Origin of the sequence: Klenkia sp. PcliD-1-E, from assembly GCF_024124375.1 — a bacterium.
In the GTDB taxonomy this organism is placed as follows: domain Bacteria; phylum Actinomycetota; class Actinomycetes; order Mycobacteriales; family Geodermatophilaceae; genus Klenkia.
The window spans coordinates 1-25,628 of sequence record NZ_JAMXRZ010000064.1 but is presented as its reverse complement, the minus strand read 5'-3'; the positions used below and the strand labels follow the sequence as shown (position 1 = coordinate 25,628).

Below are 25,628 nucleotides of genomic sequence, written 5' to 3'. Positions count from 1 at the left end.
CGCCACGGGACCGCAGGCCGCGGCCTGGTGGGACGGGCTGACCCCGGCGGCCCGGTCGGCCGCCGTCGCCACCGACCCGGCCGCGCTGGGCGCCCTGGACGGGCTGCCCGCCGCCGTCCGCGACGAGGCCAACCGGCTGCTGCTGGCCGGCGCCCTCGCCGACCCCGACCGGCCCGGGTACGCCGTCGCCGTCACGACCGCGGCGCAGCTGGCCGGTCGGGAGGGTGTCCAGCTGCTGCTGTTCGACCCCGCCGAGGACCTGGTCGCGGTGTCGGTCGGCGACCTGGACACCGCCGGCGCGGTGGGCGTGCTGGTACCGGGCATGAACACCGCCCCCGCCGACGACCTGCCCGGGCTCGTCACCGCCGCGACGTCGGTCGGCTCGCTCGCCGAGGCCGCCGCACCCGGCGCCGCGGTGGCCGTGCTGGTCTGGCTGGGCTACCGGACGCCGGGCTTCGGCAGCTTCTTCTCCTCGCTCAACGCGCGCTCCTCGGGCCCGGAGCTGGCCCGCACCCTCGACGGGCTGGCCGCGGCCCGGGCGGCGGGGGCGGTGGCCGGGGGACCGCCGCCCCCGCGCACCACCGTCGTCGCGCACAGCTACGGCACCCTCGTGGCCGGCTCGGCGGCCCGCGCCGGCGGGCGGCTGGCCGCGGACGCGGTCGTGCTGCTGGGCAGCCCGGGCACCGGGGCGCGGTCGGCGGCCGACCTCGAGGCCGACGAGGTGTACGGCGCCTGGACCCCGGCCGACCCGATCTCCTGGTCGGACTACTACGGCGGCAGCCCCTTCGACTCCGGGTTCGGCGACACCCGCCTGCCGACCGACCCCGGCCAGGGCCACACCGAGTACCTCGACCCCGACCACCCCACCCTGCAGGCGGTTGCCGAGGTCGTCGCCGGGCGACGGGGCGGTGGCTGAGCGGGGGCGTCGCCGCGCCGGGCCGGCGCCGTCCCCGGGCCCGGTGTCGGACCGGTGGCCTACCGTGGCGTCCGCCGAGGGGTGCGGTGTCACCGGCCCGGCACGTGCAGTCAGCACCACCGACAGGAGTCCCGCGTTGCCCACCAAGACCGCGAAGCCCGCCGCCGCGACCGACGCGGGGGCCCCGACCACCCCGCCGCGCAAGCGCGCCGCCGGGGCCCGCGGGGGCAAGCCGCTGGTCATCGTGGAGTCGCCGTCCAAGGCCAAGACCATCGCCGGCTACCTGGGCAACGACTACGTCGTGGAGGCCAGCGTCGGCCACATCCGCGACCTGCCGCGCAACGCCGCCGACGTCCCGGCCGCGCACAAGGGCGAGTCCTGGGCCCGCCTCGGCGTGGACGTCGACAACGGGTTCACCCCGCTGTACGTGATCAGCCCCGACCGAAAGCAGCAGGTCAGCCGCCTCAAGCAGCTGGTCAAGGACGCCTCCGAGGTCTACCTCGCCACCGACGAGGACCGCGAGGGCGAGGCCATCGCCTGGCACCTGGTCGACACGCTCAAGCCGAACGTGCCGGTCCGCCGGATGGTCTTCCACGAGATCACCCCCGAGGCGATCGCCCGGGCCGTCGCCAGCCCGCGCGAGCTGGACACCGCGCTGGTCGACGCGCAGGAGACCCGCCGCATCCTCGACCGGCTCTACGGCTACGAGGTCTCCCCGGTGCTGTGGAAGAAGGTCCTGCCCAAGCTCTCGGCCGGCCGCGTGCAGTCGGTGGCCACCCGCATCGTCGTGGAGCGCGAGCGGGCCCGGATGCGCTTCACCGCCGCCGACTACTGGTCGCTGACCGGCACCTTCGCCGTCGAGCAGGCGTCGGGCACCGACGCCGGCGAGCCGACCCGGCTGGTCGCCAACCTGGTGGCCCTCGACGACAGCCGGATCGCCACCGGTCGCGACTTCGACCCCGACACCGGCGCGGTGACCAGCGACGTCGTCCACCTGGACGAGGCCGGCGTCCGCGGGCTGGCCGCCCGGCTGGAGGGCACCCAGGCCACGGTCTCCCGGGTCGACGAGAAGCCCTACCGGCGGCGGCCCTACGCGCCCTTCACCACCTCGACGCTGCAGCAGGAGGCCGGCCGCAAGTTCGGCTGGTCCTCCCAGCAGGTCATGCGCACGGCGCAGCGGCTGTACGAGAACGGCTTCATCACCTACATGCGCACCGACTCCACGAACCTGTCGGAGACCGCGCTGCGCGCCGCCCGTACCCAGGCCCGGGAGCTCTACGGCGACCAGTACGTGCCGGCCGAGGCGCGGCACTACTCCAAGAAGGCCAAGGGCGCGCAGGAGGCGCACGAGGCCATCCGCCCCGCCGGCGACTCCTTCCGCACCCCCGGCCAGCTGGCCGGCCAGCTCGCCCGCGAGGAGTTCCGGCTCTACGAGCTGATCTGGCAGCGCACCGTGGCCTCGCAGATGGCCGACGCCGTGGGCCAGACGGTCACCGTCCGGCTGGTCGGCCGCTCCTCCACCGGCGAGGTCGCCGAGTTCTCCGCCTCGGGGCGCACGATCACCTTCCCCGGCTTCCTGCGCGCCTACGTCGAGGGCAAGGACGAGGGCGGCACCGGCGAGGACGCCGAGGCCGACGACTCCGAGCGCCGGCTGCCCCGCGTGGAGCGCGGTCAGGTGCTCGACACCGCCGAGCTGGAGCCCAAGGGCCACACCACCTCGCCGCCGGCCCGCTACACCGAACCCAGCCTGACCAAGGCGCTGGAGGAGCTGGGCATCGGCCGCCCGTCCACCTACGCCTCGATCATGCAGACCATCCAGGACCGCGGGTACGTGTGGAAGAAGGGGTCGGCCCTGGTGCCCTCCTTCATCGCGTTCGCGGTGGTCAACCTGCTCGAGCAGCACTTCACCGCGCTGGTCGACTACGACTTCACCGCGTCGCTGGAGGGCGAGCTCGACGAGATCGCCGGCGGCACGCTGCGCCGGGTCGACTGGCTGACCGAGTTCTACTTCGGCGGCGAGGGCGGCCACGCCGGCGGCATCGCGGCCTCGGGCGGGCTCAAGCAGGTCGTCGGCCAGCGGCTGGAGGAGATCGACGCCCGCGGGGTCAACTCCATCCCGCTGCGCGCCACCGGCCCGCACGGCGAGCCGGTCGTCGTCCGGGTGGGCCGCTACGGCCCCTACCTGCAGGCCGGCGGCGAGGACGGCGCCCGCGTCTCCATCGCCGACGACATCGCCCCCGACGAGCTCACCACCGAGAAGGTCCGCGAGCTGCTGGAGGCGCCCTCGGGCGACCGGGAGCTCGGCACCGACCCGGGGTCCGGGCTGCCCGTCGTGGTCAAGGCCGGCCGGTACGGCCCCTACGTCACCACCGTGGTGCCCGAGGGCAGCAAGGAGTCCCCGCGCACCGGCAGCCTGTTCAAGACCATGCAGCCCGAGTCGGTGACCCTCGAGGACGCCCTCCAGCTGCTGTCGCTGCCCCGCACCGTCGGCACGGCCGAGGACGGCGAGGAGATCCAGGCGCTCAACGGCCGGTACGGGCCCTACCTGAAGAAGGGCACCGACTCCCGGTCGCTGGACAGCGAGGACCGCCTGTTCACCGTCACCCTCGACGAGGCGCTCGCGATCTTCGCCCAGCCCAAGCAGCGCGGGCGGGCCGCGGCCAAGCCGCCGCTGCAGGAGCTGGGCCCCGACCCGGTCACCAACGGCCTGGTCACCGTCCGCGAGGGCCGGTTCGGGCCCTACGTCACCGACGGTGAGTCCAACGCCAGCCTGCGCAAGGGCGACGACCCGCTGACCATCACCCTCGAGCGCGCCGCCGAGCTGCTGGCCGACCGCCGCGAGCGGGCACCGGTCAAGAAGAAGGCCACGAGGAAGACGGCGGCCAAGAAGACCACCGCCAAGAAGACGGCGGCCACGAAGACCACCGCGAAGAAGACCACCGCCACGAAGGCGACGGCCACGAAGACGACGGCGGCGAAGAGGACCACCGCGAAGAAGACGACCGCCGCCTCCAGGACCACCAGCGGCGAGGGCGCCGTCCCGGCCGGGAACTGACCGGCGTGGTCGGCGCCTTCCACGCACGCCGGCTGTCCTTCGGCTCGGTGGCCCGGGAGTACGCGCAGCTGCGCCCGGGTTACCCGGCCGATGCCGTGGGGTTCCTGCTGGGCGACCGCCCGCTGCGGGTGCTCGACCTCGGGGCCGGCACCGGCAAGCTCACCGACGAGCTGGTCGCCGCCGGCCACGAGGTGGTCGCCGTCGACCCGTCCGAGGAGATGCTGGCCGAGCTCGCCGCCCGACACCGGGACGTCGTGACCGCGGTCGGCGGGGCCGAGGACCTCCCGCTGCCGGACGCGGACGTCGACGCCGTCGTCGCCGGGCAGGCCGCGCACTGGTTCGACCCGCCCCGCGCCGCCCGCGAGCTCCGCCGGGTGCTGCGGCCCGGCGGGGTGGTCGGCTTCGTGTGGAACGTGCGCGACGAGTCCGTGCCCTGGGTCGGGGCGCTGGGGCGGCGACTGACCGCCGAGACCCGCGACCACGAGGCCGACCAGGGCGTGGTGGCCCGGTTCGCCGAGCAGCTGCCCGCCGACGTCGCCGAGCACGGGTCCCGGTACGTGCAGCGGCTGACCCCCGAGCAGGTGGTCGCCGGCATCGCCACCCGCAGCTACGTCGCGATCATGGACGACCAGGAGCGGACGGCGTTCCTCGCCGACCTGCGCGCCCTGCTGGCCGAGCACCCCGACACCGCCGGCCGCACCGAGCTGGAGCTGCCCTACGCCGTGCACGCGGTCCGGCTGACCCCGCGCTGAGCCGGGACTGTCGGACCCCGCCGGTACCGTGGCCGCGTGGTCGCAGCCGGGGTGTTCATCGCCTTCGAGGGCGGTGAGGGCGTCGGCAAGTCCACCCAGGTCGCCCTGCTGCGCGACTGGCTGGCCGCCCGCGGCCACGCCGTCCGCACCACCCGCGAGCCCGGCGCCCCCACCGCCGTCGGCCCTGCGCTGCGCGCCCTGGTCCTCGACCCCGCCACCACCGGTCTGGCCCCGCGCGCCGAGGCCCTCCTCTACGCCGCCGACCGCGCCCAGCACGTGCACGAGGTGGTCCGACCCGCACTGTCCGCGGGCGAGGTCGTGGTCACCGACCGCTACGTCGACAGCTCGCTGGCCTACCAGGGCGCCGGCCGGGAGATCGCGGTCGAGGAGGTCGCCGGCATCTCGCGCTGGGCGACCGGCGGCCTGCGCCCGCACCTGACCGTGCTGCTCGACCTGCCGCCCGAGGTCGGCCTGGCCCGCGCCCGCGGCCGGGCGGCCGCCGACCGCCTGGAGGGCGAACCCGTGCAGTTCCACCGCCGGGTGCGGGCCACGTTCCTCGCCCTCGCCGACGCCGAGCCGCAGCGCTACCTGGTGCTCGACGCCTCGCGCCCGGCCGACGACCTGGCCGGCGACGTCCGGGACCGGGTCGCCGGGCTGGTGGGGGAGACCCCGTGACCGCGCTGCCCGAGGGCGTCTGGCGCGACGTGGTCGGCCAGCCCGAGGCCGTCGCCGAGTTGCAGCACGCCGTCGCCTCGCCGGCCTCGATGACCCACGCCTGGTTGTTCACCGGCCCGCCCGGGTCCGGGCGCTCGGTCGCCGCGCGGGCCTTCGCGGCGGCGCTGCAGTGCCCGGACGGCGGCGACGGCACCTGCCACGCCTGTCGCACGGTGCTCGCCGGCACCCACGCCGACGTCCGCCTCGTCGTCCCCGAGGGGCTGTCGATCGGCGTCAAGGAGATGCGCACGGTCATCGGGCTGGCCGGGCGCGCGCCGTCCCAGGGCCGGTTCCAGGTGGTCGTGGTCGAGGACGCCGACCGGATGACCGAGCAGGCCGCCAACGCGCTGCTGAAGATGCTCGAGGAGCCGCCGCCGCGCACCGTGTTCCTGCTCTGCGCGCCGTCGCTGCACCCCGACGACGTGTCGGTCACCATCCGGTCCCGCTGCCGGGTGGTGTCCCTGCGGACCCCGCCGGCGGCGGCGATCGGCGAGGTGCTGGTGCGCCGCGACGGCGTCGAGCCGACGCTGGCGGAGTGGTCGGCCGCGGCCTCCGGCGGGCACATCGGCCGCGCCCGGCGGCTGGCCCGCGACGAGGACGCCCGGGCCGCCCGGAAGGCGGTGCTCGACGTCCCACTGGCGCTGTCCAGCCTGGGCGCGTGCCTGCGGGCGGCCGACGACCTGGTCGGGACGGCCGCGGCGGAGTCCGCGGCGGCCAGCGGCGCCCTCGACGCCGCCGAGACCGAGGCGGTCAAGGCCTCCCTCGGCGTCGGCGCGCGGGGGCCGGGGGTGGCGGCGGCCTCGCGCGGGGCCGGTCAGCTCAAGGAGCTGGAGAAGCAGCAGAAGTCGCGCGCCACCCGGATCGGCCGGGACACCCTGGACCGGGCGCTGGTCGACCTGGCCGCGCTCTACCGCGACGCGCTGGTCATCGCGACGGTGCGCGGCGACCTCGCCCGGGTGCCGCACCTCAACCACCCCGACCGCAGCGCGGACGCCCTGCAGCTCGCCCGCACGATCGGGGCCGAGGGGGCGCTGCGCCGCATCGACGCGGTGCTCGCCGCCCGCACCGCGCTGGAGCAGGCGGTCAAGCCGCAGATCGCGATCGAGGCGATGTGCGTGGCGCTGCGGCTGCCCGCCTGAGCCCCGGGGTGGCGCCCGGGCGCGGCGATGCCGTCGCGTAGGCTCCTCGACGCACCAACGCCGCCTTAGCTCAGTCGGTAGAGCATCTCACTCGTAATGAGAAGGTCGTCGGTTCGATTCCGACAGGCGGCTCGCATCTGACCAGCATATTCGTGGCCTACTGAGTAAGCCACGACTGCCCATCCTGTCCAGGTGGGAACGAACTGGGAACGGCCCGCAGCGGGCTGCACTCGACGTGTCCCTTCGGGATGCCGGGCGAGGCTCTTGACGACCCCCAACCGTTCGTGACAACTTACCGTTCGTGATGACCGACGAAGACTGGGCGATCATCGCGGACCCGTCCCGTAGGGCGATCCTCGAGCAGCTCGCGGCGGAACCCCGCGCGGTGGGCGAGCTGACCGACCGCCTCTCGATCAGCCGCCCTGCGGTGTCGCAACACCTGAAGGTCCTGCGCGAGGCCGGCTTGGTCCACGAGCGTCCCGAGGGCACCCGACGCATCTACCGGATCAACCCGGTCGCGCTGGCTGCCCTGCGAGACCAGCTCGACACCTTCTGGTCCCGAACGCTCACCGCCTTCGCCGATGTGGTCGCGGACGCCGACAACCCGGAGGACCAGAGATGACCACACCGACCACCGTCGCCCGCGACGTCACCGTTCCGGTCGGCCAGCACCGGGCCTTCGAGGTGTTCACCCGCCGGCTGGGTGACTTCAAGCCCCCAGAGCACAACCTGCTCTCGGTCCCGATCGCCAGCACCACGCTGGACCCCCGCGTGGGCGGCACCATCACCGACACCGGCGTCGACGGGAGCACCTGCAGCTGGGCGCGCATCCTGGTCTGGGAGCCGCCGCAGCGTCTGGTGTTCAGCTGGGACATCGGCCCCACCTGGCAAGTCGAGACCGACCCCGCCAGGACCAGCGAGGTCGAAGTCCGCTTCGACGCCATCGACGACCACCGGACCCGCGTCACGATCGACCACCGCCACCTCGACCGTCACGGTCCCGGGTGGGAAGGCGTCGCCGGCGGCATCGCCGCCGACGAGGGCTGGCCCCTCTACCTTGACCGCTTCGCCCAGTTGCTGACCCGGGAGTCCTGACATGCCGCCCGTCACCGTGTCCACCGACATCGACCGACCGGCGAGCGAGGTCTTCGCCTACGCCACGGATCCAAGCCGCTTCCACGAGTGGCAGAAGGGCGTCGTCAGCGGGGAGCACGCGCCCGCTCGACCCGACGGCACGCCCGAGCGCTGCATGACCGTCCGTCGTATCGGCTTCGCCGACAGGCCCAACACCTCCGACGTCGTGCAGTCCGACCCGCCTCGCACGTGGCGCATTCGTGGCATCGACGGACCGATCCGAGCCCAGGTCGGGGTCGACGTCGACAAGTTAGGAGAGGGGCGATCCCGTCTCACCATCAGCGTGGACTTCACCGGTCACGGGATCGGGAGGGTTCTTGTGCCCCTCGCCGTCCTGCCCCAGGCGCGCAAGGAGATGCCGTCCAACCTCGCTGCACTCAAGGCCCGGATCGAGGCGCAAGCTCCCGATTAGTTCCAAGGGCCGGCGTGTGCGCTCATGTCACCCCAGGCGTGCGAGTCACGGTCGACGAAGAAGCTGACCCACCACACCGCTGGCTGACGTCACCCCAGCGCCGGTCGCCCTGTCGAGTTCGTCCGAACCGGTGCAGGATGGGTGGACGAGGTCAGGTGCACCCGCTGCGGGCCCTGTAGGTCCTCCAACGGCACTGAGCTCGCGTGCAACGGACAACCCCGCGGGAGCCGGTCTCGAGGGGGTGCACTGGCGTCGACCCGTCCCCTTCAGAGCAACAGAACATGCAGCCGACACACCTCTTGCAAACTGGGTGACACCGATTCGTCGTGATGTGTATGCCGTCGCGCTGAGACCGTCCCAGCCAGCCCCAGCACGGACCGGCGATCAGATGCAGCGAGCATCCGCACCGAGACAGCGGAGCCTGCGCGCGGCTCCCCGGGTCTGACCCCGACATTCGGACGCATGTTCGACACGGGAGATTGGTCAGTTCCTGAAGTCGTCGACCACAGGTAGAGTTACACCGCTGCAGTTCATACAACTGATAGGGGTGCGCCGGTGGTCACCGCAAAGCGCGCCCCCCACGTCCACGTCCCTCGCGACTACCCCACGTCGACCATCTGTCTTGATGAAAGTGGCGCCCGGGCGACGGGTGCGAAGTTCTTCGTCGTTGGTGGGATCAAGGTCCGTCGCCCCGGCCAGCTGACCCGAACGATGCGTGCGCTTCGGGACCACTGGGGCCACGAGGGCGAGTTGAAATTCTCCGGCATCAACCGGGGTAGTCAGTCCCTCTACTACGACCTGATCGGTCGGCTGGAGGAGACGGACGCGCACCTGGTCGGCTGTGTCGTCGAGACTGCAGTGCACAACCCGTTCGGTCGGGGCCGGCCCGAGTGGCTAGTCCACGCCGACGTCGCAACGCAGCTGCTGGTGGGGTGCATCAACAGGCGAGAGCTGGTCGGTCTGATGGTGGACATGGTGACCACACCGCCGGACTGCTCCCTCGAGGACACCGTGCGCATGCAGGTCAACCGGCGCTTGAACGCCACATCTGTTGTCTCCGCCCTGTCGGCCGACTCGAAGAGCAATGATCTGCTGCAGATCGCTGACCTGGTTGCTGGCGCCCTCAGGTTCGAGCGCCACCGTCTCGCTGGCCTCGGTGGAGACGGCGGGAGCGCGAAGGCCAAGGTGGCAGCGCGCCTGGGCCAGACCTTCGGGTCACCGGGGATGCTCGATGGCCGCGGTGATCGCATCAACCTGGCAACGTTTCGCTCGCGCGGTGGCGAGCAGAAGGCCGCACTCCGGGTCGTGAAGCCGACTCGAACGAGTGACACGAGACGCGTTTCTCGTGCCGCGCCATCTGCATGATCCGCCAGTTCGTGACTATGCTCGTTTCGCGCGGTATGAGCCTCAGGCTCACCAGCTGCGCACTCGGCATGGGCCTCAGGTCCACCAGCTGAGCAGAGGGGCATGGCGGAACAACAAGCCACCCGATCTCACAAGATCACGCGTCCCCCGGTTCGCTTCTGCGGGCCGGGGGACGTTCTTGTTCCCGAAGCGCCGGTCGCCGAGCTGCCGCAGGCGATCACGGTGGCTGACAAGCGTTGCTGCTCCACAACCGGCGGATCACCTGCCAGGACGCACGCGGCGGTGTCTCGCTGCGGGAAGCTCGGCAGGAGAGACCGCGGTTAAGCGCGTCGATTGGCAGGTCTCCGCCCCAAAAGCCGCCTGTCGCTGTCGACGGGTAGCAGGAGGGAGCTCGATGGACGAGCAGCTGACCATCCCGGGCGTGGACGTTCACGGCGGACGAAGGATTACAGCTGTCACCTCGGAGGCTGGAGACGGCGGCGCTGCCCAGTTGCCGGGAACCCCGAGTGTCGACGAGCTGGGCGTCCGGACGGATCTCGTCACCGCATGCCGTGTTGCACTTGGCGTCGGGTCCACGACGGCCTACGCACTTGCAGGCCGCGGCGAGCTGCCCTTCCCGGTCTACCGGGTAGGCCGGCAGTGGGTCGTGCCCACCGCCGGCCTCCGCGCCTTCCTCGGCCTGGTCCCGTCCGGGCCGATCGCGTCCTGACCAGATCGCCCCGGCGGGCGCCGCTCGCGGGTCAGGTCCGGCTACGTCACCCCAGCTGGTCCACGCCGGACCTGACCGTCGATCCCCGCGGCACGAGCGCCGCAGCTGCCTCGGCGGCCTGACGCCCCACCCCCTCAAGTAGGTGGGTGTAGGTGTCCGAGGTGATCCGGATGCCGGAGTGCCCAAGGCGCTTGGACACCACGGTCATGTCGACGCCGGCGGCCAGCATGATCGAGGCCTGGCCGTGCCGTAGGTCGTGCAGGCGCACCCTGCGCAGGCCGGACGAGACCACGAGCTTCTCGAAGGTCTTCGAGACCACTTCCGGCTTGAGGTATCTGCCGTCCTCCCGGGGGAACACCAGGTCGTTGTCCTCGTAGGCCGCGCCGAGGATGGCTCGGTCACCGTCCTGGCGCAGCCGGTGGGCGATCAGTGACCCCGCCGTCGCCTCGTCGAGGTCCACCCGGCGGTCCTCGCCGCTGGCCGTCTTCGGCGTCCCCACGACGCTGTCGTAGCCGACCTGCACCACCGACTGGCGCACCCAGAGCACGCGCTTGCCCAGGTCGATGTCACCCCAGCGCAGACCGACGACCTCGCCACGACGGAGCCCGGTCATGGCGAGCACCTCGTAGAGCACGCCCAGGCGGTGTGCGGCGGCGTGGTCGAGGAAGGCGCCCAACTCATCCGGCTCCCACGGACGGACCTTGGGACGCCGGGTCGGCTCGAGCTCGGCGAGCGCCGCCGGGTTGTACTGCAGGACGCGCCGTCGGACTGCCTCGTTCAGTGCGGCCCGCAGGGTGGCGTGGATGCGGCGGACGGACTCCGCGGACAGCGGCTTGGATCGCGTGCCCTGCTTGCGGATGCCGGCGAGGGCGCGGTCGACGTCGTCCACGGTCAGGTCGCTGAGCCGGTAGTGGCCGAGGAGGGGGATCCAGTAATCGCGCAGGTGCTGGTGGGTGTTCAGCGCGGTCGACGGGCGAAAGCGACCGGAGTCCTTCTTCCGTTCCAGCCAGCCCTGCAGGTATTCGGCGACGGTGGTCTTCCGCTGTTCCTGGACCCGCACGCCCTGCCCGGTTGCGGTCATCGACGCCTGGAGTGCGGCACGGGCGTCCGCGGCGGAGTCGTAACCGCCGCGTCGTAGCTGCCGTCGCCTCCCGGACGGGTCGCGCACGTCGTGGGCGAAGTACCAGGACCCGTGCCGCTTGGGGCAGTTCTTGCGGCGCCCGTTGGCATCCGTGACGGGCGGGCAGGGGCACCTCTTGAACACTGTCCCGGTCATCGCCGACTCCCTTCACCCGGGCCGCTGGTCGGCAGCGACCGGTCGGCATCTGCAGGTGCAGGGGGCCGGGGGAGGGGTGCTCGTGACGGACCGCTGGCAGGGCACCAGGTGGGAACGCAGTTGCAGCGCCGTAGCCGGCGGCACCCGGTCGTGGGTGGTCGAAGGCGGTCGTCGACTCCACCGATGACCTGGGAAGACGGCGAAAGTCGGTCTGACCTGGCCTTACGTGGTTTCAAACGATACGGTCTCGTAATGAGAAGGTCGTCGGTTCGATTCCGACAGGCGGCTCGCACCTCCCCAGCACGTCCTGGGCGCGGTCAGCGGACGACGGCCAGCGCGACCTGGACCAGCACCAGCCCTGCCACGGCGAAGACGAGCCAGGCGAACCAGCGCTTCAGGCGCTGGGTGTCCAGCCCTGCGCCGAGCCGGCCGGCGGCCAGGGCGGCGAGGACGGCCGCTGCGGTGAAGCCGACGGTGACGGGGACGTCGAGCGGGGCGTCGCCGGCGTGGGCGGCGAAGCCGGCCGCGCTGTTGACGGCCACGATGACCAGCGAGGTGCCGATGGCGGTGGTCATGGGCAGGCCGAGCACGACGACGAGCACCGGGATGATGAGGAAGCCGCCGCCGACGCCGAGCAGGCCGGTGAGGAACCCGACCACCAGCCCGCCGGCGACGGTGCGGGGGAGGCAGCGGCGCCAGTCGACGGAGCCGTGGTCGGTGGCGCAGGCAGCGCCGGTGGCGGGCCTGTCCTGCAGCATCCGGACGCCGGCCGCGACCATCAGGACGGCGAACAGGGCGAGCACCAGGTCGGGGGGCAGCAGCCGGTTGACCGCGGCCCCGGCGAAGGCCGTCGCCGCCCCGGCGGCCCCGAACACGACCGCGATGCGCCAGGCGATCTGGCGGGCGCGCAGCCGGGGCAGCAGGGCGACGACGGCGGTGGTGCCGACGACGAGCAGCGAGGTGGCCACGGCCTGGGGCAGGGGCTGTCCGACGACGTAGACCAGGGCGGGCACGGCGAGGACCGACCCGCCGCCGCCGAGGAGGCCGACGAGGGCGCCGATGGCCAGGCCGAGGCCGATCGCTGCGGCGATCACCGCGGGGTCGTGGCGCTGCGCAGCACCTTCAGGACGTCGTCGAGCGCGACCGGGGCCTTCCCGCGGTTGCAGGGCAGCGCGGACAGCGCGGCGCCCATGGCGCAGGTGTCGGTGACCGCGGCGCCGGCCAGGCCGGCGCCGATGCCGCCGGCCAGGAAGCGGGCGCGGGGGTAGCGCAGGGAGGCCAGCACGCTGCCGGCCACGATGCCGCCGGCGACCAGCCGCACCTGGCGCTCCAGCGCCCACCGCTGTCGCCCGCGGCGCACCGGGTGGCCGTCGGCGGTGTGGGCGACCATCCCGCCGTCGAGGACGGCGAGCTGCTGCGCACCGGCGGCGGTGAGGGCGTCGTGGGCGGTGCGGGCTCGCGAGCCGGCCTGGCAGACCAGCACGACCGGGCCGTCGAGCTCGGTGGCGAGGGTGTCGGCATGGGCCTGCACCAGGGGCAGGGGCACGTTGACCGCGCCGGGGATGTGGGCGGTCTCGAACTCCGCGGGGGTGCGGACGTCGACCACGGTGGCCGTGGAGTCGAGGGCGTCGGCGGGGGACACGAGGGTGGTCATCGGGCGTCGTCCTCTCGGGGTGCGGGGGTGCGGCGTCGTCGGAGCGGGGGGTCAGGAGCGGGTGAACAGCCGGCGGATGCGGCCGGGCTCCCGGGGTGCCGTGGGGTGGCCGGGGCAGCGCTGGGCGGCGGGGACGCCGCGCATGACCTGGTCGACGTGCTGTCCGCAGCCGGCCCAGGTGGTCTTGCCGCAGGTGCGGCAGGTGGTGGCGCGGCACATGTCAGACCTCCGCCAGCTCGGCGTGCAGGCCGACCGCGGCGGACCCGGTCGCCGGGTCGCCGTAGCCGCCGTCGACGAGCACCGGGTGGCGGCCGGCGCGGGCGAGCAGCGACGCGGCGACCGACGCGCGGTAGCCCGAGCCGCAGTAGACCCAGACCTCGCCGTCGGGGACCTCGTCCATGCGGTCGCGCAGCTCGTGGACCGGGATGTGCACCGAGCCGCGGACGCCGCCGGTGGCGCGCTCGTCGTCGCGGCGGGCATCGACCACGGGGGTGTCGGGGTGGGCCTGCAGCTGGGCGGCCAGGCCGGCGAAGTCGCTCACCGGGTAGGAGCCCAGCTCGTTGCCGGCGGCCAGCTCCTGGGGGGTGCCGACCGCGGCACCTGCGAGCCGGTCGACCCCGATCCGGACCAGCTCGCGGCGGGCGGTCGCGACCTGTTCCTCGGTCTCCCCGACCAGGGTCAGCGGTGCGTCCCAGTCGTAGAGCCAGCCCAGGTAGGTGAGGAAGTTGGTGCCGAGCTCGAAGTTCAGCGCACCGGGGAGGTGGCCGTGGGCGAAGGCGGTGCGGGTGCGCAGGTCCACGACCCACTCCCCGGCTGCCAGCCGGCCGGACAGCTCCTCGGCGTCCACCGCACGCGGGGCCGACAGGTCCACCGGCGCCGGGCCGGCGGCGTTGATGGGCGCCATGTGGGCGTAGTAGGCCGGGTAGGCGCCCAGGCCGGCGATGAGCTCGTCGACGAAGGTCTGCTCGTCCTGGGCGAGTGCGGGGTTGACCTGCTGCTGGTCGGCGATGGTGGACGACGTCCCGCTGGTGGGGGTGGCGGCGCAGAAGCTGCCGAAGCCGTGGCTGGGGAACACCGCGGTCCCGGGCGGGAGCTCGGCGGCCAGCCGGCGCACCGACCGGTACTGCGCGTGGGTCAGGGTGTCGGTGTGCTCGGCGCCGAGCAGGTCGGTGCGGCCGGTCGACCCGTAGAGCATCGAGCCGCCGGTGAAGACCGCCTCCACCTCCCCGTCCACCCGGGCGACGGCGTAGGCGACGTGGTGGTGGGTGTGGCCGGGGGTGTGCAGCACGGTGATCCGCAGCGCCCCGGCCCGGTGCACGTCGCCGTCCACGGCCGGCACCCGCTCGTAGGCGACGTCGTCCCCGGCCGGGACCAGGTAGGCCGCGCCGGTCACCCGGGCCAGCTCCAGGCCGCCGGTGACGTAGTCGTTGTGGACGTGGGTCTCCAGCACGTGGGTGACGGTCACCCCGCGCCGGGCGACCAGGTCCAGGACCCGGTCGACGTCGCGCTGGGGGTCGACCACGACGCCGGTGCCGGCCTCGCTGATCAGGTAGCTGCGGTCGCCCAGGCTGGTGGTCTCGATGACGTCGATCTGCACGGCGAACTCCTCGGTACGGTACGGGGTAGGGGTATGCGTCGGACCCACGGCAGCGCGGGCCACGGTCGTGCTCAGCGGGTGGGGAGACCGGCCTCGCGCCAGGCGTTCATCCCGCCGGTCATGTTCGCCACGTCGAAGCCGGCGGCGGCGAGGGCCTCGGCGGCCTGCTGGCTGCGCCGGCCGCTCTGGCAGACGGTGACGACGGGGCGGGTGCGGTCGAGCTCGCCGGCACGGGCGGCCAGCTGGCCCAGCGGGATCGGGGTGCTGCCGGCGATGGCGCCGGTGGCGACCTCGTCGGGCTCGCGGACGTCGAGGACCTGCACGTCGGCGGTGCGGTCGGCGACCTGGGTGGGGGCGGTCTGCGGGACGGTGCTCATCGGGTACCTCCGGGGGTGTCGGCTGGGGTCAGGCCAGGGACAGGAGCAGCTTCTCCAGCTGCGCGAGGTCGACATCCCGGTCCTCGGGGGCGGAGTTGGCCGAGCAGTACCGCATACCGGTGCCGACCACCGCGAAACCGGCCTTGTGCAGCGCCTTCGACGCGGCGGCCAGCTGGGTGACCACGGCGGCGCAGTCGCGGCCTTCCTCGATCATGCGGACGATGCCGCCGATCTGGCCCTGGATGCGGTTCAACCGCTTGACGACGTCGGAGAGCTCGCCCTGGGGGATGTCCACGTCGACGACGATAGATACCCCCGGGGGTATATGGCAACCGGCTCGCCGATGGCGTGGGTCACGCTGCTCGCGGCCCCTGCGCCGCGTGCGCCTCAGCGACGCAGTTGCGTGCCCAGCACCGCGGCCACGGAGTCCAGGGCGCCGGGGACGAGGGCGTAGTAGGCCCACACGCCGCGCTTGTCGCGGGCCAGCAGGCCGGCCTCGACCAGCACCTTGAGGTGGTGGGACACCGTCGGCTGGGACAACCCGACCGGTTCGGTGAGGTCGCAGACGCAGGCCTCCCCGCCCTCGTGCGCGGCGACCAGGGACAGCAACCGCAGCCGGGTGGGGTCGGCGAGGGCCTTGAGCGTGCGGGCCAGCGCCTCGGCCTCGCGGGTGCCGATGGGTGCGGCGACCAAGGGCGCACAGCAGGCCTGCGCCTCGACCGTCGTGTGCAGCGCCGTCGTCATGGGCCGAGTGTGCCGGAGGCATGGACGGGTGTCGATATTGACGCACGTCGATGCCTGCGGCACGCTGCCCATCGACGTTCGTCGATGGATGGGAGGGGTCGTGCCAGACCTGCGCGAGGAGGTCCGGGCGCGGTACGCCGCTGCTGCCCGGGCGGTCACCGGCGGAGCCGACGGGTGCTGCGCCCCCGCGGCGGAGGCGCTGGAGGTCGACGACCGCTTCGGGGCCGCCCGCTACGACGCCGAGTCCAGCGCGCAGCTGCCCGCCGAGGCGGTCCTGGCCTCGCTGGGCTGCGGCAACCCCCTGGTGGTGGCCGACCTGCGCCCGGGTGAGCGGGTGCTCGACCTGGGGTCGGGCGGGGGCATCGACGTGCTGCTGTCGGCCCGCCGGGTCGGCCCGGCCGGCTTCGCCTACGGCGTGGACATGACCGCCGAGATGCTCGAGCTGGCCCGCGCCAACGCGGCCAGGGCGGGGGTGACCAACGTCGAGTTCCTCGCCGGCACCATCGAGGAGCTCCCGCTGCCCGACGCCGCGGTCGACGTGGTCATCTCCAACTGCGTGGTCAACCTGTCCACCGACAAGCCGGCCGTGCTCGCCGAGACCTTCCGCGTGCTGGCCCCCGGCGGCCGCCTCGGCATCTCCGACGTCGTCGCCGAGGACCACGTCACCCCCGACCAGCGTGCCGAGCGCGGCTCCTACGTCGGCTGCATCGCCGGCGCCCTGTCCCGGGCCGAGTACCTGTCCGGCCTCGCCGCCGCGGGGTTCGTCGACGCGACGGTCACCTTCACCCACGAGGTCGCCGACGGCCTGCACGGCGCGGTCGTCGCTGCCACCAAGCCCGCCACCGTGCCCGCCGCCCGACCGGCCGAGCCGGCCCCGTGAGCGATCCCGTCCGCGAGGCCCGCCGCCCGGACGCCACCACCGAGACCCCGGTGCTGGCGCAGCTGTCCACCCTCGACCGCTTCCTCCCGGTGTGGATCGTCGCGGCCATGGCGCTGGGGCTGCTGCTGGGGCGGCTCGTCCCCGGCCTGGACTCGGCGCTGGAGGCGGTGAGGGTCGGCGACGTCAGTCTGCCCATCGCCGTCGGGCTGCTGCTGATGATGTACCCGGTGCTGGCGAAGGTCCGCTACTCCGAGCTCGACCGCGTCACCGGCGACCGCCGGCTCCTGCTCGCCTCCCTGGCCCTGAACTGGCTGGTCGGCCCTGCGGTCATGTTCGCCCTGGCCTGGCTGCTGCTGCCCGACCTGCCCGAGTACCGCACCGGGCTGGTCATCGTCGGCCTGGCGCGGTGCATCGCCATGGTGCTGATCTGGAACGACCTGTCCTGCGGCGACCGGGAGGCCGCCGCCGTCCTGGTCGCGATCAACTCGGTCTTCCAGATCCTGGCCTTCGCCGCCCTGGGCTGGTTCTACCTGCAGGTCCTGCCCGGCTGGCTGGGCCTGTCGACCACCTCGGCGGAGTTCAGCGTCTGGGCCATCGTCCTGTCCGTCCTGGTGTTCCTCGGCATCCCGCTGGTGGCCGGGTTCGCCACCCGCACGATCGGGGAGCGCACCCGGGGCCGGGACTGGTACGAGAGCCGGTTCCTGCCCAGGATCGGGCCGATCGCGCTCCACGGCCTGCTGTTCACCGTCGTCATGCTCTTCGCGCTGCAGGGTGACGCGATCACCTCGAAGCCCTGGGACGTCGTGCGGATCGCCGTCCCGCTGCTGGCCTACTTCGCGACCATGTTCGGCGGGTCGTTCCTGCTGGGCACGAGGCTGCGCCTGGGCTACGCCAAGACCGCCACCCTGGCCTTCACCGCCGCGGGCAACAACTTCGAGCTCGCCATCGCCGTGGCCATCGGCACCTTCGGCGTCACCTCCGGACAGGCCCTGGCCGGTGTCGTCGGCCCGCTCGTCGAGGTCCCCGTGCTGGTTGCCCTGGTCCACGTCTCGCTGTGGGCCGCCCGCCGCTGGTTCCCCGGCGACCCCACCGTCCCGACCTCCCCGAGGAGCACCGCGCCGTGAGCACCCCCAGCGTCCTGTTCGTGTGCGTGCACAACGCCGGCCGCTCCCAGATGGCCGCCGGCTGGCTGGCCCACCTGGCCGGCGACGCGGTCGAGGTCCGGTCCGCCGGCTCCCTGCCCGGCGACCAGGTCAACCCCGCCGCGGTCGCCGCGATGGCCGAGGTCGGTGTCGACATCTCGACCGCCACCCCGCGCGTGCTCACCACCGAGGCGGTGCAGGCATCCGACGTGGTGATCACGATGGGGTGCGGCGACGCCTGCCCGGTGTTCCCGGGGAAGCGCTACCTGGACTGGGAGCTGCCCGACCCGGCCGGCAAGGGCGTCGACGCCGTCCGCCCGATCCGCGACGACATCGAGGTCCGGGTCCGCGGGCTGCTCGCCGAGCTCGGCGTCGCCCCGGCCGCCTGAGGCGCCGCGGCGGCCGCGCTCACCGCCAGTCGAAGTGCTCGCGGAAGACCGCGCGGCGGGGCACCCCGGCCGCCCGCAGGTCGGCGGACAGGCCGCTGACCATCGCGGTCGGCCCGCACAGGAACACCGACACCGCCCCGGGGTCGGCGTCCGCGGCCCGCAGCGCGCCGACGGCGGTGAGCCGGCCGTCGGTGCGCGTGCGCACCAGGTGGAAGGTGACCTGCGGGTGCTCGTCGGCGATGCCGGCGAGCTCGGCGGCGTAGGGGGCGTCCTGCTCGGCGGCGACCGACCAGAACAGGTCGACCGGCCCGGCGGGCGGGTGCTCGCGCAGGGACCGCATCCAGCTCAGGAAAGGTGTGATGCCGACCCCGCCGGCGATCCACAGCTGCTGGTCGGCGGCGCCCTTGGTGTGGGTGAACCGGCCGTGCGGGCCGCTGAGCACGGCGGGCATGCCCGGGCGGACCTCCTCGCCGATGGCTGCGGTGTAGTCCCCGAGGGCCTTGACCGTCACCCGGACCTCGTCCTCGTGCGGGCCGCTGGCCAGCGTGAACGGGTGCCGCGCCCAGCCGGCCCTGGACTCCAGGTGCAGCATCGCGAACTGCCCGGGCCGGTACTCCAGCGGCCGGCCCAGGGGACGCAGGGTGATCTCGGTGAGGTCGGCCCCGACCGGTTCCACCCGGCTCACCTGGTAGTCCCGCAGGCCGTGGCCGCGGCGGGCCAGCAGCTCCCGGTAGGCGTAGAACGCCAGGCCGACTGCGCCGACCCCGACGTAGGTCCAGCGCAGCTGGGCCGAGCCGAACACCGAGGCGTCCCCCAGGCCGTGCGCGAAGCCGACGGCCAGGAACAACCCGGTGAGCCGGTGCACCGCGCGCCAGACCTCGTAGTCGCCCACCCAGCGCGACAGCACCCGCAGCGGGGGCCACTCGTGCACCGCCGTGATCAGGGGGTGGACGGCGGCGGGGACGACGGACCGCCAGCGCGGCAGGATCGCCCACACCACCAGGGTGGTCAGCCCGACCACCGAGACCACCCCGGCAGGACCCGCCCAGGACGGGCCGCCGCCGGAGGACAGGGCGATGTGCGGGACCAGCAGCACCATGCCGGCGATGGCCGCCCGCCGGTGCCAGATCGCGGCCCGGTCGATCCCGTCGAACCAGCTCTCCACCCACGGCAACGTGGTCACCAGCACGACCGCCACCGACATCAGCAGCACCGCCTCGGCCCCGGCCAGCTGGCCGAGGTAGGAGGCGGCGTCCTGCCCGGCCGGCATGGCCACCAGCCACTGCAGCGCCAGCGCCGCCACGAGGACGACGAGGACGGCGGGTCCGGCGTGGCGGGCGAGTCCACCGCGGGTCAGCACAGCGGGAGCCTAGGGAACGGGGGCCGGTCTGCACCGCTGCCGGGCCGGTGCGCGCGGATTAGGTTGTCCGGCATGGAACTCGTGCACCCGGCCCCGGCGCGCACCGTCGCCGGCGACGACCTCCTCGACCTCTACCCGTGGCCCGACCAGGGCCGATGGGTGCGGGCGATGATGGTGACCGCGCTGGACGGCGCGGCGGCCGGTCGGGACGGACTGAGCGGCTCGATCTCCTCCTCTGCCGACCGGGAGGTGTTCGACGCCGTCCGCCGGCTGGCCGACGCCGTCCTCGTCGGGGCGGGCACGCTGCGCGCCGAGGAGTACGGGCCGATGCGCGCCTCCGACGAGCACACCGAGCGCCGGACGGCGGCCGGCCAGGCCCCCGCACCCCGGCTCGCCGTCGTGTCCGGGTCGCTCGACCTGCCCTGGGAGCTCCCCGTCTGGGCCGACTCCACCCTGACCCCGCTGGTGCTCACCGGACCCGAGGCCGCCGACGACGCGCTGGCCACCGCCCGCGAGCACGCCGAGGTGGTCGCGCTGCCCGACCTCGAGCCGGCCACGCTGCTCAGCGCGCTCACCGACCGCGGGCTGCGCCGGATCGTGTGCGAGGGCGGGCCGAGCCTGCTCGAGAAGGTCGTCGCGGCCGACCTGCTCGACGAGGCCGACATCACCCTCTCCCCGGTGTTCGCCGGCACCGCCACCACGCCCCGCACCGACGGCCCCGACGAGGTCGCCCGGCTGGACCTGGTGCACCTGCTCACCGCCGAGGGCTTCGTCATGGCCCGCTACACCCGGCCGGGCAGCCGGTGATCGACCTCCGGGCACTCGCCCGGCTCGCCGCCGAGCACGAGGCGGACCTCGACCACGCGGTGGAGCCCTTCCGCGTCGGTGACCGCGTCCTGGACACCGACGTCCGGCCCGCGATCATGGGCGTGGTCAACCTGTCCCAGGACTCCTCGTACCGGGAGAGCGTGGCTCCCTCGACGGAGGCGGCCGTCCGCCGCGGGAAGGTGCTGACGGCGCAGGGCGCCGACGTGGTGGACGTCGGTGCCGAGTCGGTCTTCGACTCCGCGGCCCGGGTCGGTCCGCAGGACCAGATCCGCAGCCTGGTGCCGGTGGTCGAGGAGCTGGCCGACGCCGGCGTCGCGGTCTCGGTGGAGAGCTACGACCCGGTCGTGGCGCGGGCCGCGCTCGCCGCCGGCGCGCAGCTGCTGAACCTGACCGGCTCGGCGGACGACGACGCGGTGTTCGAGCTCGCCGCCGAGTTCGACGCCGCCCTGGTCATCTGCAACGTGCTCGGCGTCAACCCCCGGGAGCTCGACGACGCCGACGTCGACCGCGACCCCTACCCCGCGATGGCCGCCGCACTCGGGTCCCGGGTGGCCGCGGCCCGCGACCGCGGGGTGCGGGCCGGCGTCGCGGTGGACCCGGGGGCCGGGTTCGGCATGGCCCGGCTGACCGACCCCCTGGAACGGGTCCGGCACCAGTCGGTCCTGCTGCTGCAGAGCTTCCGGCTGCGCTCCCTCGGGGTGCCGGTCTGCCACTCGCTGCCCAGCGGGTTCAGCTACTTCGAGGACGAGGTCCGCACGGCCGAGGGGTTCTTCGCCGTCCTGGCCGGGCTCGGCGGCACCGGCATCCACCGCACGCACGAGGTGCCCCGGGTGCGGGCGGTGCTCCGGGCCATGGCCGACCTGCCGGTCGACCACGCGCCGGGACTCGAGAAGCGGTCAGTGCTGACTGTGTAGCCTGCCGCGCATGACCCTGCCCGACGTGCTGCGCGGCCGGCTGACCCTGCCCGTCGTCGCCTCGCCGATGTTCATCGTCTCCGGCCCCGACCTCGTCGTGGCCCAGTGCGCGGCCGGCGTGGTCGGGTCCTTCCCGGCGCTCAACGCCCGCCCGGCCACCCAGCTCGGCGACTGGCTGAGCGAGATCGACGAGCGGCTGGCCGCGGCGGCCGCCACCGGCGCGACCGTCGCCCCCTACGCGGTCAACCAGATCGTGCACCGCTCCAACGACCGGCTCGAGGCCGACGTCGCGCTCTGCGTCGAGCACGAGGTGCCGGTCGTCATCACCTCGCTGGGCGCCCGCGAGGACGTCTACGACGCGGTGCACTCCTACGGCGGCATCGTGCTGCACGACGTCATCGACGACCGGTTCGCGCACAAGGCGATCGACAAGGGCGCCGACGGCCTCATCGCGGTGGCGGCCGGCGCCGGCGGCCACGCAGGCACGACGTCGCCCTTCGCCCTGGTCCGGGAGATCCGCCGCTGGTTCGACGGGCCGCTGGCGCTGTCCGGGGCGATCGCGCACGGCTCCTCGGTGCTGGCCGCGCAGGCCGCCGGGGCCGACCTGGCCTACGTGGGCTCGGCGTTCCTGGCCACCACCGAGGCCCGGGCGGCCGAGGGCTACAAGCAGATGGTGGTCGACAGCTCCGCCGCCGACATCGTCTACAGCAACCTGTTCACCGGCGTGCACGGCAACTACCTGGCCGGCTCCATCCGCGCCGCGGGCCTGGACCCGGCCGACCTGCCCACCAGCGACCCCAGCGCGATGAGCTTCGGCTCCGACGGCGGCGCGAAGGCCTGGCGCGACGTGTGGGGCTCGGGCCAGGGCATCGGCACCGTGGACGCCGTCGTCCCGGCCGCCGAGCTGGTCGCCCGGCTGGGCCGGGAGTACGCCGAGGCCAAGGCCGCCCTGGACGCCGCGGTCATCACCCCCGCCGCGGTCTGAACGACCGAGGGGCGCCGCACCTGCTCGGTGCGGCGCCCCTCGGTCGTCCGGGTGCGGTCGGTGCGGTCAGTGGTGGTTCGAGGCCTGCTTGGCGCGCTCGAAGGAGGCGTTGATCTCCGCCTCGGCCTCGGCGATGCCGACCCAGTTGGCGCCCTCGACGCTCTTGCCGGGCTCGAGGTCCTTGTAGGTCTCGAAGAAGTGCTGGATCTCCAGCCGGTCGAACTCCGACACGTCGGTGATGTCCTTCAGGTGCGCCATCCGCGGGTCGGTCGCCGGCACGGTGAGCACCTTGTCGTCACCCCCGGCCTCGTCGGTCATCCGGAACATGCCGATGGCCCGGCAGGTGATCAGGCACCCGGGGAACGTGGGCTCCTCCAGGAGGACCAGCGCGTCCAGCGGGTCGCCGTCCTGACCGAGGGTCGCCTCGATGTACCCGTAGTCGGCCGGGTACCGCGTCGAGGTGAACAGCATCCGGTCCAACCGGATGCGTCCAGTGGCGTGGTCCAGCTCGTACTTGTTCCGCTGGCCCTTGGGGATCTCTACCGTCACGTCGAACTGCACCGACGTAGTGTGGCCCACGACCGGCGGTCGTGGGACGCCGAGGGTCGGCCAACCTGTGGGGGAGACGTCATCGCGAGCGCCCCGCCGACCCCTCCGACGGTGACGGTCACCGCCCGACGGAACTGGCGCAAGCGGATCTGGCAGGTCCTCGTCACCCTCTGCGTGGTCGCGGCGCTGGGCGCCGGGGCGGTGCTGCTGGCCACCGGCGAGGACGCCGACCCCGACGCCGTCGCCGCCGTCCCCTCCGGTGCCGTCGCCGTCCCCGAGGCCCAGTTGCCGGAGCTGACCGAGCCCGCACCGGCCCTGGCCGCCCTGCCCACCGGCGGCCCGCTGCCCGACCCGGCCGCGCTGCAGGCCGCCCTCGCCCCGCTGCTCGCCGCACCCGCGCTGGGCAGCGGCCTGTCGGCCGAGGTGGTGGACGTGGCGACCGGCGCGACCCTGCTGGACACCGACGCCGACGACCCCGGGACACCGGCCTCGACCGCCAAGCTGCTCACCGGCCTGGCCGTGCTGACCACCCTGGGTCCCGGCGCCACCATCGAGACCCGGGTGGTGGCCGGCACGCAGCCGGGCGAGGTCGTGCTGGTCGGTGGCGGCGACCCGACGCTGTCGACCACCAGCCCGTCGCAGAGCTACCCCGGCGCCCCCACCGTGGCCGACCTGGCCGCCCAGGTGCAGGCCGCCGGGGTCGCGGTCACCTCCGTGGTCGTGGACAACTCCTTGTTCACCGGTCCGCTGACCGCGCCGGCCTGGGGGTCGGAGGACGCGCCGTCGACCTACGCGGCCCCGGTCACCGCCACCGCCGTGGACGGCGCCCGGGTCAGCCCGGGGCAGGCCCAGCGCAGCGGGCAGCCCGGCACGGACGCCGGTGCGGCCCTGGCCGCGGCGCTCGGCGTCCCGGGTGCCCCGGTCGGCCTGGGCGCCGCCCCGGCCGGCGCGCAGGTGCTGGGCACCGTGCGCTCCGCGCCGGTCGAGCGGCTGGTCGAGCAGGCCCTCACCGCCTCGGACAACCTGCTCGCCGAGGACCTCGCCCGCCAGGTGGCGCTCGCCACCGGCCGGGAGGCCAGCTTCGCCGGGTCCGCCGAGGCGGTCACCGCCGCGGTCGCCGCCGCGGGGTTCGGCACCACCGGGCTGACCCTCTCCGACGGCAGCGGCCTGTCCGGCACCGACCGGGTGCCCGCCCGGCTGCTGGTCGACGTGCTGGAGGCCGCCTCCGACGGCTCCCGGCCCGAGCTCGGCGCCCTGCTGTCGGGCCTGCCGGTCGCCGGGTACACCGGCACCCTCGCCGACCGCGGGGACGCCGACCCCTCGACGGCGCCGGGCACCGTCCGGGCCAAGACCGGGACGCTGTCGACGACCAGCGCACTGGCCGGCCTGGTCACCACCGCCGACGGCCGGCTGCTGGCCTTCGCGCTGCTGGCCGACGGGACACCGGGCGACGTGTCGGCGTCCGAGGCCGCGCTGGACGCCGTCGCCGCCCGCATGGCCGCCTGCGGCTGCTCCTGACCCGTACCGTCGTCCCATGGCCGACTCGCTGGTGGACTGGGACCTGGCCGCGCGCACGGCCGCTCGGCTGGGCGGCGCCGGGCCGGTGACCACCCGCGCCGAGGCCGCGGCCGTCGTCGCCGAGCTGCACGAGTGCGCGGCCACCGCGGTCGCCCACGTCGAGGGCCTGACCGGGCTGACCCCGGCGGCGGGCGCCCCGACCCCGGTCACCGCGGTCGTCGACCGGCCCGGTTGGGTGCGGGCCAACACCTCGGGCATGGCCGCGCTGCTGGACCCGCTCACCGAGGCGCTGCAGGAGAAGTCCGGGAGCCGCCCCGGACCGGTGGCCCGGGCGATCGGCGGCCGGGCCACCGGGCTGCAGGCCGGCGGCGTGCTGGCCTTCGTCTCCTCCAAGGTGCTGGGCCAGTACGAGGTCTTCGGCACCGGTGGCCGGCTGCTCCTGGTCGCGCCCAACATCGTCGACGCCGAGCGCAAGCTGGGTGTCGACCCGCACGACTTCCGGCTGTGGGTCTGCCTGCACGAGGTCACCCACCAGCTGCAGTTCACCGCCTTCCCCTGGCTGCGCGGCTACCTGGAGTCGCAGGTGCAGGAGTTCGTCCGGGTCAGCGACCTGGACCCCGCGGCGCTGCGCGAGCGGCTGCGCGACGTCGTCGCCAGCCTGTCCGACGCGGTGCGCGGCAAGCCCCTGGAGGGCGACGGGCCCGCCGGGCTGATGGCCCTGGTGGGCGACCCCGCCCAGCAGGCCGTGCTCGACCGGGTCACCGCGGTGATGAGCCTGGTCGAGGGGCACGCCGAGTTCGTCATGGACGGCGTCGGCCCCGACGTCGTCCCCAGCGTGCGCACCCTGCGGAAGCGGTTCGGCCAGCGCCGCAAGGGCGTCGGCCCGCTGGACCGCGTGCTGCGCCGCCTGCTCGGTCTGGAGCAGAAGATGCAGCAGTACGCCGACGGCCGGCACTTCGTCGCCGGGGTCGCCGACCGGGTCGGCATGGACGCCTTCAACACCGTCTGGACCTCGCCGGGCACGCTGCCGCGCAAGGAGGAGCTCACCGACCCGCAGCGCTGGGTCGACCGGGTCATCACCCCGTACTGAGGTGGCCGGACCCGACCCCGCGGTCGCCGCGGTCCGCTCGGCGGTGCGCCGCGGGCTGGCCCGCGGCCCGGTGCTCGTGGCGTGCAGCGGCGGCGCGGACTCCCTCGCGCTGGCCGCCGCGGTCGCCTT

At 74.1% G+C, this 25,628-nt stretch carries 28 protein-coding genes and 1 tRNA gene; 19 read left to right on the top strand and 10 right to left on the bottom strand.

Annotated elements, in window-relative coordinates; translation table 11 throughout:
* The 11 genes from NH342_RS13755 to NH342_RS13705 all read left to right on the top strand — a co-directional run.
* A partial coding sequence (locus tag NH342_RS13755) for an alpha/beta hydrolase (protein ID WP_253015443.1) occupies window positions 1-916 on the top strand: 916 nt, incomplete at its 5' end.
* A 136-nt stretch (window positions 917-1,052) separates the two neighbouring features.
* Window positions 1,053-3,971, top strand: a complete 2,919-nt coding sequence (gene topA / locus NH342_RS13750) for a type I DNA topoisomerase (RefSeq protein ID WP_253015442.1) — start codon at window positions 1,053-1,055, stop codon at window positions 3,969-3,971.
* A gap of 5 nt (window positions 3,972-3,976) precedes the next feature.
* On the top strand, window positions 3,977-4,723 hold the full coding sequence (locus NH342_RS13745) for a class I SAM-dependent methyltransferase (RefSeq protein ID WP_253015441.1): 747 nt from the start codon (window positions 3,977-3,979) through the stop codon (window positions 4,721-4,723).
* 36 nt (window positions 4,724-4,759) lie between these two features.
* The gene (gene tmk / locus NH342_RS13740; protein ID WP_253015440.1) at window positions 4,760-5,398 is read left to right on the top strand and encodes a dTMP kinase; all 639 of its coding nucleotides are present in this window, start codon (window positions 4,760-4,762) and stop codon (window positions 5,396-5,398) included.
* The gene (locus tag NH342_RS13735; RefSeq protein WP_253015439.1) at window positions 5,395-6,576 is read left to right on the top strand and encodes a DNA polymerase III subunit delta'; all 1,182 of its coding nucleotides are present in this window, start codon (window positions 5,395-5,397) and stop codon (window positions 6,574-6,576) included. Before tmk ends, NH342_RS13735 begins: the two co-directional genes overlap by 4 nt.
* Before the next feature lie 59 nt (window positions 6,577-6,635).
* A tRNA-Thr gene (locus NH342_RS13730) sits at window positions 6,636-6,708 on the top strand.
* 172 nt (window positions 6,709-6,880) lie between these two features.
* Complete coding sequence (locus tag NH342_RS13725) at window positions 6,881-7,198, top strand: helix-turn-helix transcriptional regulator (RefSeq protein ID WP_253015438.1); 318 nt, start codon at window positions 6,881-6,883, stop codon at window positions 7,196-7,198.
* A complete protein-coding gene (locus NH342_RS13720; RefSeq protein ID WP_253015437.1) occupies window positions 7,195-7,671 on the top strand; it encodes an SRPBCC family protein in 477 nt (158 codons plus the stop codon). Before NH342_RS13725 ends, NH342_RS13720 begins: the two co-directional genes overlap by 4 nt.
* A 1-nt stretch (window position 7,672) precedes the next feature.
* Window positions 7,673-8,122 carry an SRPBCC family protein gene (locus tag NH342_RS13715; RefSeq protein WP_253015436.1) on the top strand — a complete coding sequence of 150 codons (450 nt, stop codon included), beginning with the start codon at window positions 7,673-7,675 and terminating at the stop codon, window positions 8,120-8,122.
* Between the two features lie 555 nt (window positions 8,123-8,677).
* A complete protein-coding gene (locus NH342_RS13710) occupies window positions 8,678-9,487 on the top strand; it encodes a DUF3800 domain-containing protein (RefSeq protein ID WP_253015435.1) in 810 nt (269 codons plus the stop codon).
* A gap of 394 nt (window positions 9,488-9,881) precedes the next feature.
* On the top strand, window positions 9,882-10,196 hold the full coding sequence (locus NH342_RS13705; protein WP_253015434.1) for a helix-turn-helix domain-containing protein: 315 nt from the start codon (window positions 9,882-9,884) through the stop codon (window positions 10,194-10,196).
* Window positions 10,197-10,242: 46 nt separating this feature from the next.
* On the opposite strand, the gene NH342_RS13700 is transcribed toward NH342_RS13705, so the two are convergent.
* From NH342_RS13700 to NH342_RS13665, 8 genes are all read right to left on the bottom strand, one after another.
* Window positions 10,243-11,472: a site-specific integrase gene (locus NH342_RS13700; RefSeq protein ID WP_253015433.1), complete on the bottom strand. Its 1,230-nt coding sequence runs from the start codon at window positions 11,470-11,472 to the stop codon at window positions 10,243-10,245.
* Window positions 11,473-11,789: 317 nt separating this feature from the next.
* Window positions 11,790-12,566, bottom strand: a complete 777-nt coding sequence (locus NH342_RS13695; RefSeq protein ID WP_253015432.1) for a sulfite exporter TauE/SafE family protein — start codon at window positions 12,564-12,566, stop codon at window positions 11,790-11,792.
* Entirely contained in the window at window positions 12,563-13,126 is a 564-nt protein-coding gene (locus tag NH342_RS13690) for a rhodanese-like domain-containing protein (RefSeq protein ID WP_253015431.1), read from the bottom strand. The genes NH342_RS13695 and NH342_RS13690 overlap by 4 nt, the downstream gene beginning before the upstream one ends.
* Before the next feature lie 51 nt (window positions 13,127-13,177).
* The gene (locus NH342_RS13685; protein WP_253015430.1) at window positions 13,178-13,345 is read right to left on the bottom strand and encodes a hypothetical protein; all 168 of its coding nucleotides are present in this window, start codon (window positions 13,343-13,345) and stop codon (window positions 13,178-13,180) included.
* 1 nt (window position 13,346) lies between these two features.
* Window positions 13,347-14,723 carry an MBL fold metallo-hydrolase gene (locus NH342_RS13680; RefSeq protein WP_253015429.1) on the bottom strand — a complete coding sequence of 459 codons (1,377 nt, stop codon included), beginning with the start codon at window positions 14,721-14,723 and terminating at the stop codon, window positions 13,347-13,349.
* Window positions 14,724-14,794: 71 nt separating this feature from the next.
* Entirely contained in the window at window positions 14,795-15,100 is a 306-nt protein-coding gene (locus NH342_RS13675) for a rhodanese-like domain-containing protein (RefSeq protein WP_253015428.1), read from the bottom strand.
* A 28-nt stretch (window positions 15,101-15,128) separates the two neighbouring features.
* A complete protein-coding gene (locus tag NH342_RS13670; protein ID WP_253015427.1) occupies window positions 15,129-15,395 on the bottom strand; it encodes a metal-sensitive transcriptional regulator in 267 nt (88 codons plus the stop codon).
* A gap of 92 nt (window positions 15,396-15,487) precedes the next feature.
* On the bottom strand, window positions 15,488-15,844 hold the full coding sequence (locus tag NH342_RS13665) for a metalloregulator ArsR/SmtB family transcription factor (protein WP_253015426.1): 357 nt from the start codon (window positions 15,842-15,844) through the stop codon (window positions 15,488-15,490).
* A gap of 100 nt (window positions 15,845-15,944) precedes the next feature.
* Here NH342_RS13665 and arsM point away from each other — a divergent pair, with 100 nt between their 5' ends.
* From arsM to NH342_RS13650, 3 genes are read left to right on the top strand one after another with little or no spacing between them, the layout of a single operon-like run.
* A complete protein-coding gene (arsM, locus tag NH342_RS13660) occupies window positions 15,945-16,724 on the top strand; it encodes an arsenite methyltransferase (protein WP_253015425.1) in 780 nt (259 codons plus the stop codon).
* Window positions 16,721-17,848 carry an ACR3 family arsenite efflux transporter gene (gene arsB / locus NH342_RS13655; protein WP_308200657.1) on the top strand — a complete coding sequence of 376 codons (1,128 nt, stop codon included), beginning with the start codon at window positions 16,721-16,723 and terminating at the stop codon, window positions 17,846-17,848. Before arsM ends, arsB begins: the two co-directional genes overlap by 4 nt.
* Complete coding sequence (locus tag NH342_RS13650) at window positions 17,845-18,255, top strand: arsenate reductase ArsC (protein WP_308200656.1); 411 nt, start codon at window positions 17,845-17,847, stop codon at window positions 18,253-18,255. The genes arsB and NH342_RS13650 overlap by 4 nt, the downstream gene beginning before the upstream one ends.
* 19 nt (window positions 18,256-18,274) lie before the next feature.
* On the opposite strand, the gene NH342_RS13645 is transcribed toward NH342_RS13650, so the two are convergent.
* Complete coding sequence (locus tag NH342_RS13645) at window positions 18,275-19,615, bottom strand: ferredoxin reductase family protein (protein WP_253015424.1); 1,341 nt, start codon at window positions 19,613-19,615, stop codon at window positions 18,275-18,277.
* 72 nt (window positions 19,616-19,687) lie between these two features.
* Between NH342_RS13645 and NH342_RS13640 the strand changes: the two genes are divergently transcribed.
* The 3 genes from NH342_RS13640 to NH342_RS13630 are packed head-to-tail and all read left to right on the top strand — an operon-like array spanning window position 19,688 to window position 22,342.
* Complete coding sequence (locus NH342_RS13640) at window positions 19,688-20,422, top strand: dihydrofolate reductase family protein (RefSeq protein WP_253015423.1); 735 nt, start codon at window positions 19,688-19,690, stop codon at window positions 20,420-20,422.
* Window positions 20,419-21,357, top strand: a complete 939-nt coding sequence (locus NH342_RS13635) for a dihydropteroate synthase (RefSeq protein WP_253015422.1) — start codon at window positions 20,419-20,421, stop codon at window positions 21,355-21,357. Before NH342_RS13640 ends, NH342_RS13635 begins: the two co-directional genes overlap by 4 nt.
* A gap of 10 nt (window positions 21,358-21,367) precedes the next feature.
* On the top strand, window positions 21,368-22,342 hold the full coding sequence (locus tag NH342_RS13630; protein WP_253015421.1) for a nitronate monooxygenase family protein: 975 nt from the start codon (window positions 21,368-21,370) through the stop codon (window positions 22,340-22,342).
* A 66-nt stretch (window positions 22,343-22,408) separates the two neighbouring features.
* Here NH342_RS13630 and NH342_RS13625 read toward each other — a convergent pair whose 3' ends face one another.
* Entirely contained in the window at window positions 22,409-22,903 is a 495-nt protein-coding gene (locus NH342_RS13625; RefSeq protein ID WP_253015420.1) for an inorganic diphosphatase, read from the bottom strand.
* A gap of 99 nt (window positions 22,904-23,002) precedes the next feature.
* On the opposite strand from NH342_RS13625, the gene dacB reads away from it, so the two are divergent.
* Together dacB and NH342_RS13615 are read left to right on the top strand one after the other, a co-directional pair.
* Complete coding sequence (gene dacB, locus NH342_RS13620) at window positions 23,003-24,409, top strand: D-alanyl-D-alanine carboxypeptidase/D-alanyl-D-alanine-endopeptidase (protein WP_253015419.1); 1,407 nt, start codon at window positions 23,003-23,005, stop codon at window positions 24,407-24,409.
* Window positions 24,410-24,425: 16 nt separating this feature from the next.
* Complete coding sequence (locus tag NH342_RS13615) at window positions 24,426-25,499, top strand: zinc-dependent metalloprotease (protein WP_253015418.1); 1,074 nt, start codon at window positions 24,426-24,428, stop codon at window positions 25,497-25,499.
* Window positions 25,500-25,628 lie beyond the last annotated feature (129 nt).

Coding starts and splice junctions, on each gene's coding strand:
- NH342_RS13725 (WP_253015438.1), top strand. CDS start 6,881: ATGACCGACGAAGACTGGGCGATCATCGCGGACCCGTCCCGTAGGGCG.
- NH342_RS13720 (WP_253015437.1), top strand. CDS start 7,195: ATGACCACACCGACCACCGTCGCCCGCGACGTCACCGTTCCGGTCGGC.
- NH342_RS13715 (WP_253015436.1), top strand. CDS start 7,673: ATGCCGCCCGTCACCGTGTCCACCGACATCGACCGACCGGCGAGCGAG.
- NH342_RS13705 (WP_253015434.1), top strand. CDS start 9,882: ATGGACGAGCAGCTGACCATCCCGGGCGTGGACGTTCACGGCGGACGA.
- NH342_RS13700 (WP_253015433.1), bottom strand. CDS start 11,472: ATGACCGGGACAGTGTTCAAGAGGTGCCCCTGCCCGCCCGTCACGGAT.
- NH342_RS13690 (WP_253015431.1), bottom strand. CDS start 13,126: ATGACCACCCTCGTGTCCCCCGCCGACGCCCTCGACTCCACGGCCACC.
- NH342_RS13685 (WP_253015430.1), bottom strand. CDS start 13,345: ATGTGCCGCGCCACCACCTGCCGCACCTGCGGCAAGACCACCTGGGCC.
- NH342_RS13675 (WP_253015428.1), bottom strand. CDS start 15,100: ATGAGCACCGTCCCGCAGACCGCCCCCACCCAGGTCGCCGACCGCACC.
- NH342_RS13665 (WP_253015426.1), bottom strand. CDS start 15,844: ATGACGACGGCGCTGCACACGACGGTCGAGGCGCAGGCCTGCTGTGCG.
- NH342_RS13640 (WP_253015423.1), top strand. CDS start 19,688: ATGGAACTCGTGCACCCGGCCCCGGCGCGCACCGTCGCCGGCGACGAC.
- NH342_RS13630 (WP_253015421.1), top strand. CDS start 21,368: ATGACCCTGCCCGACGTGCTGCGCGGCCGGCTGACCCTGCCCGTCGTC.
- NH342_RS13615 (WP_253015418.1), top strand. CDS start 24,426: ATGGCCGACTCGCTGGTGGACTGGGACCTGGCCGCGCGCACGGCCGCT.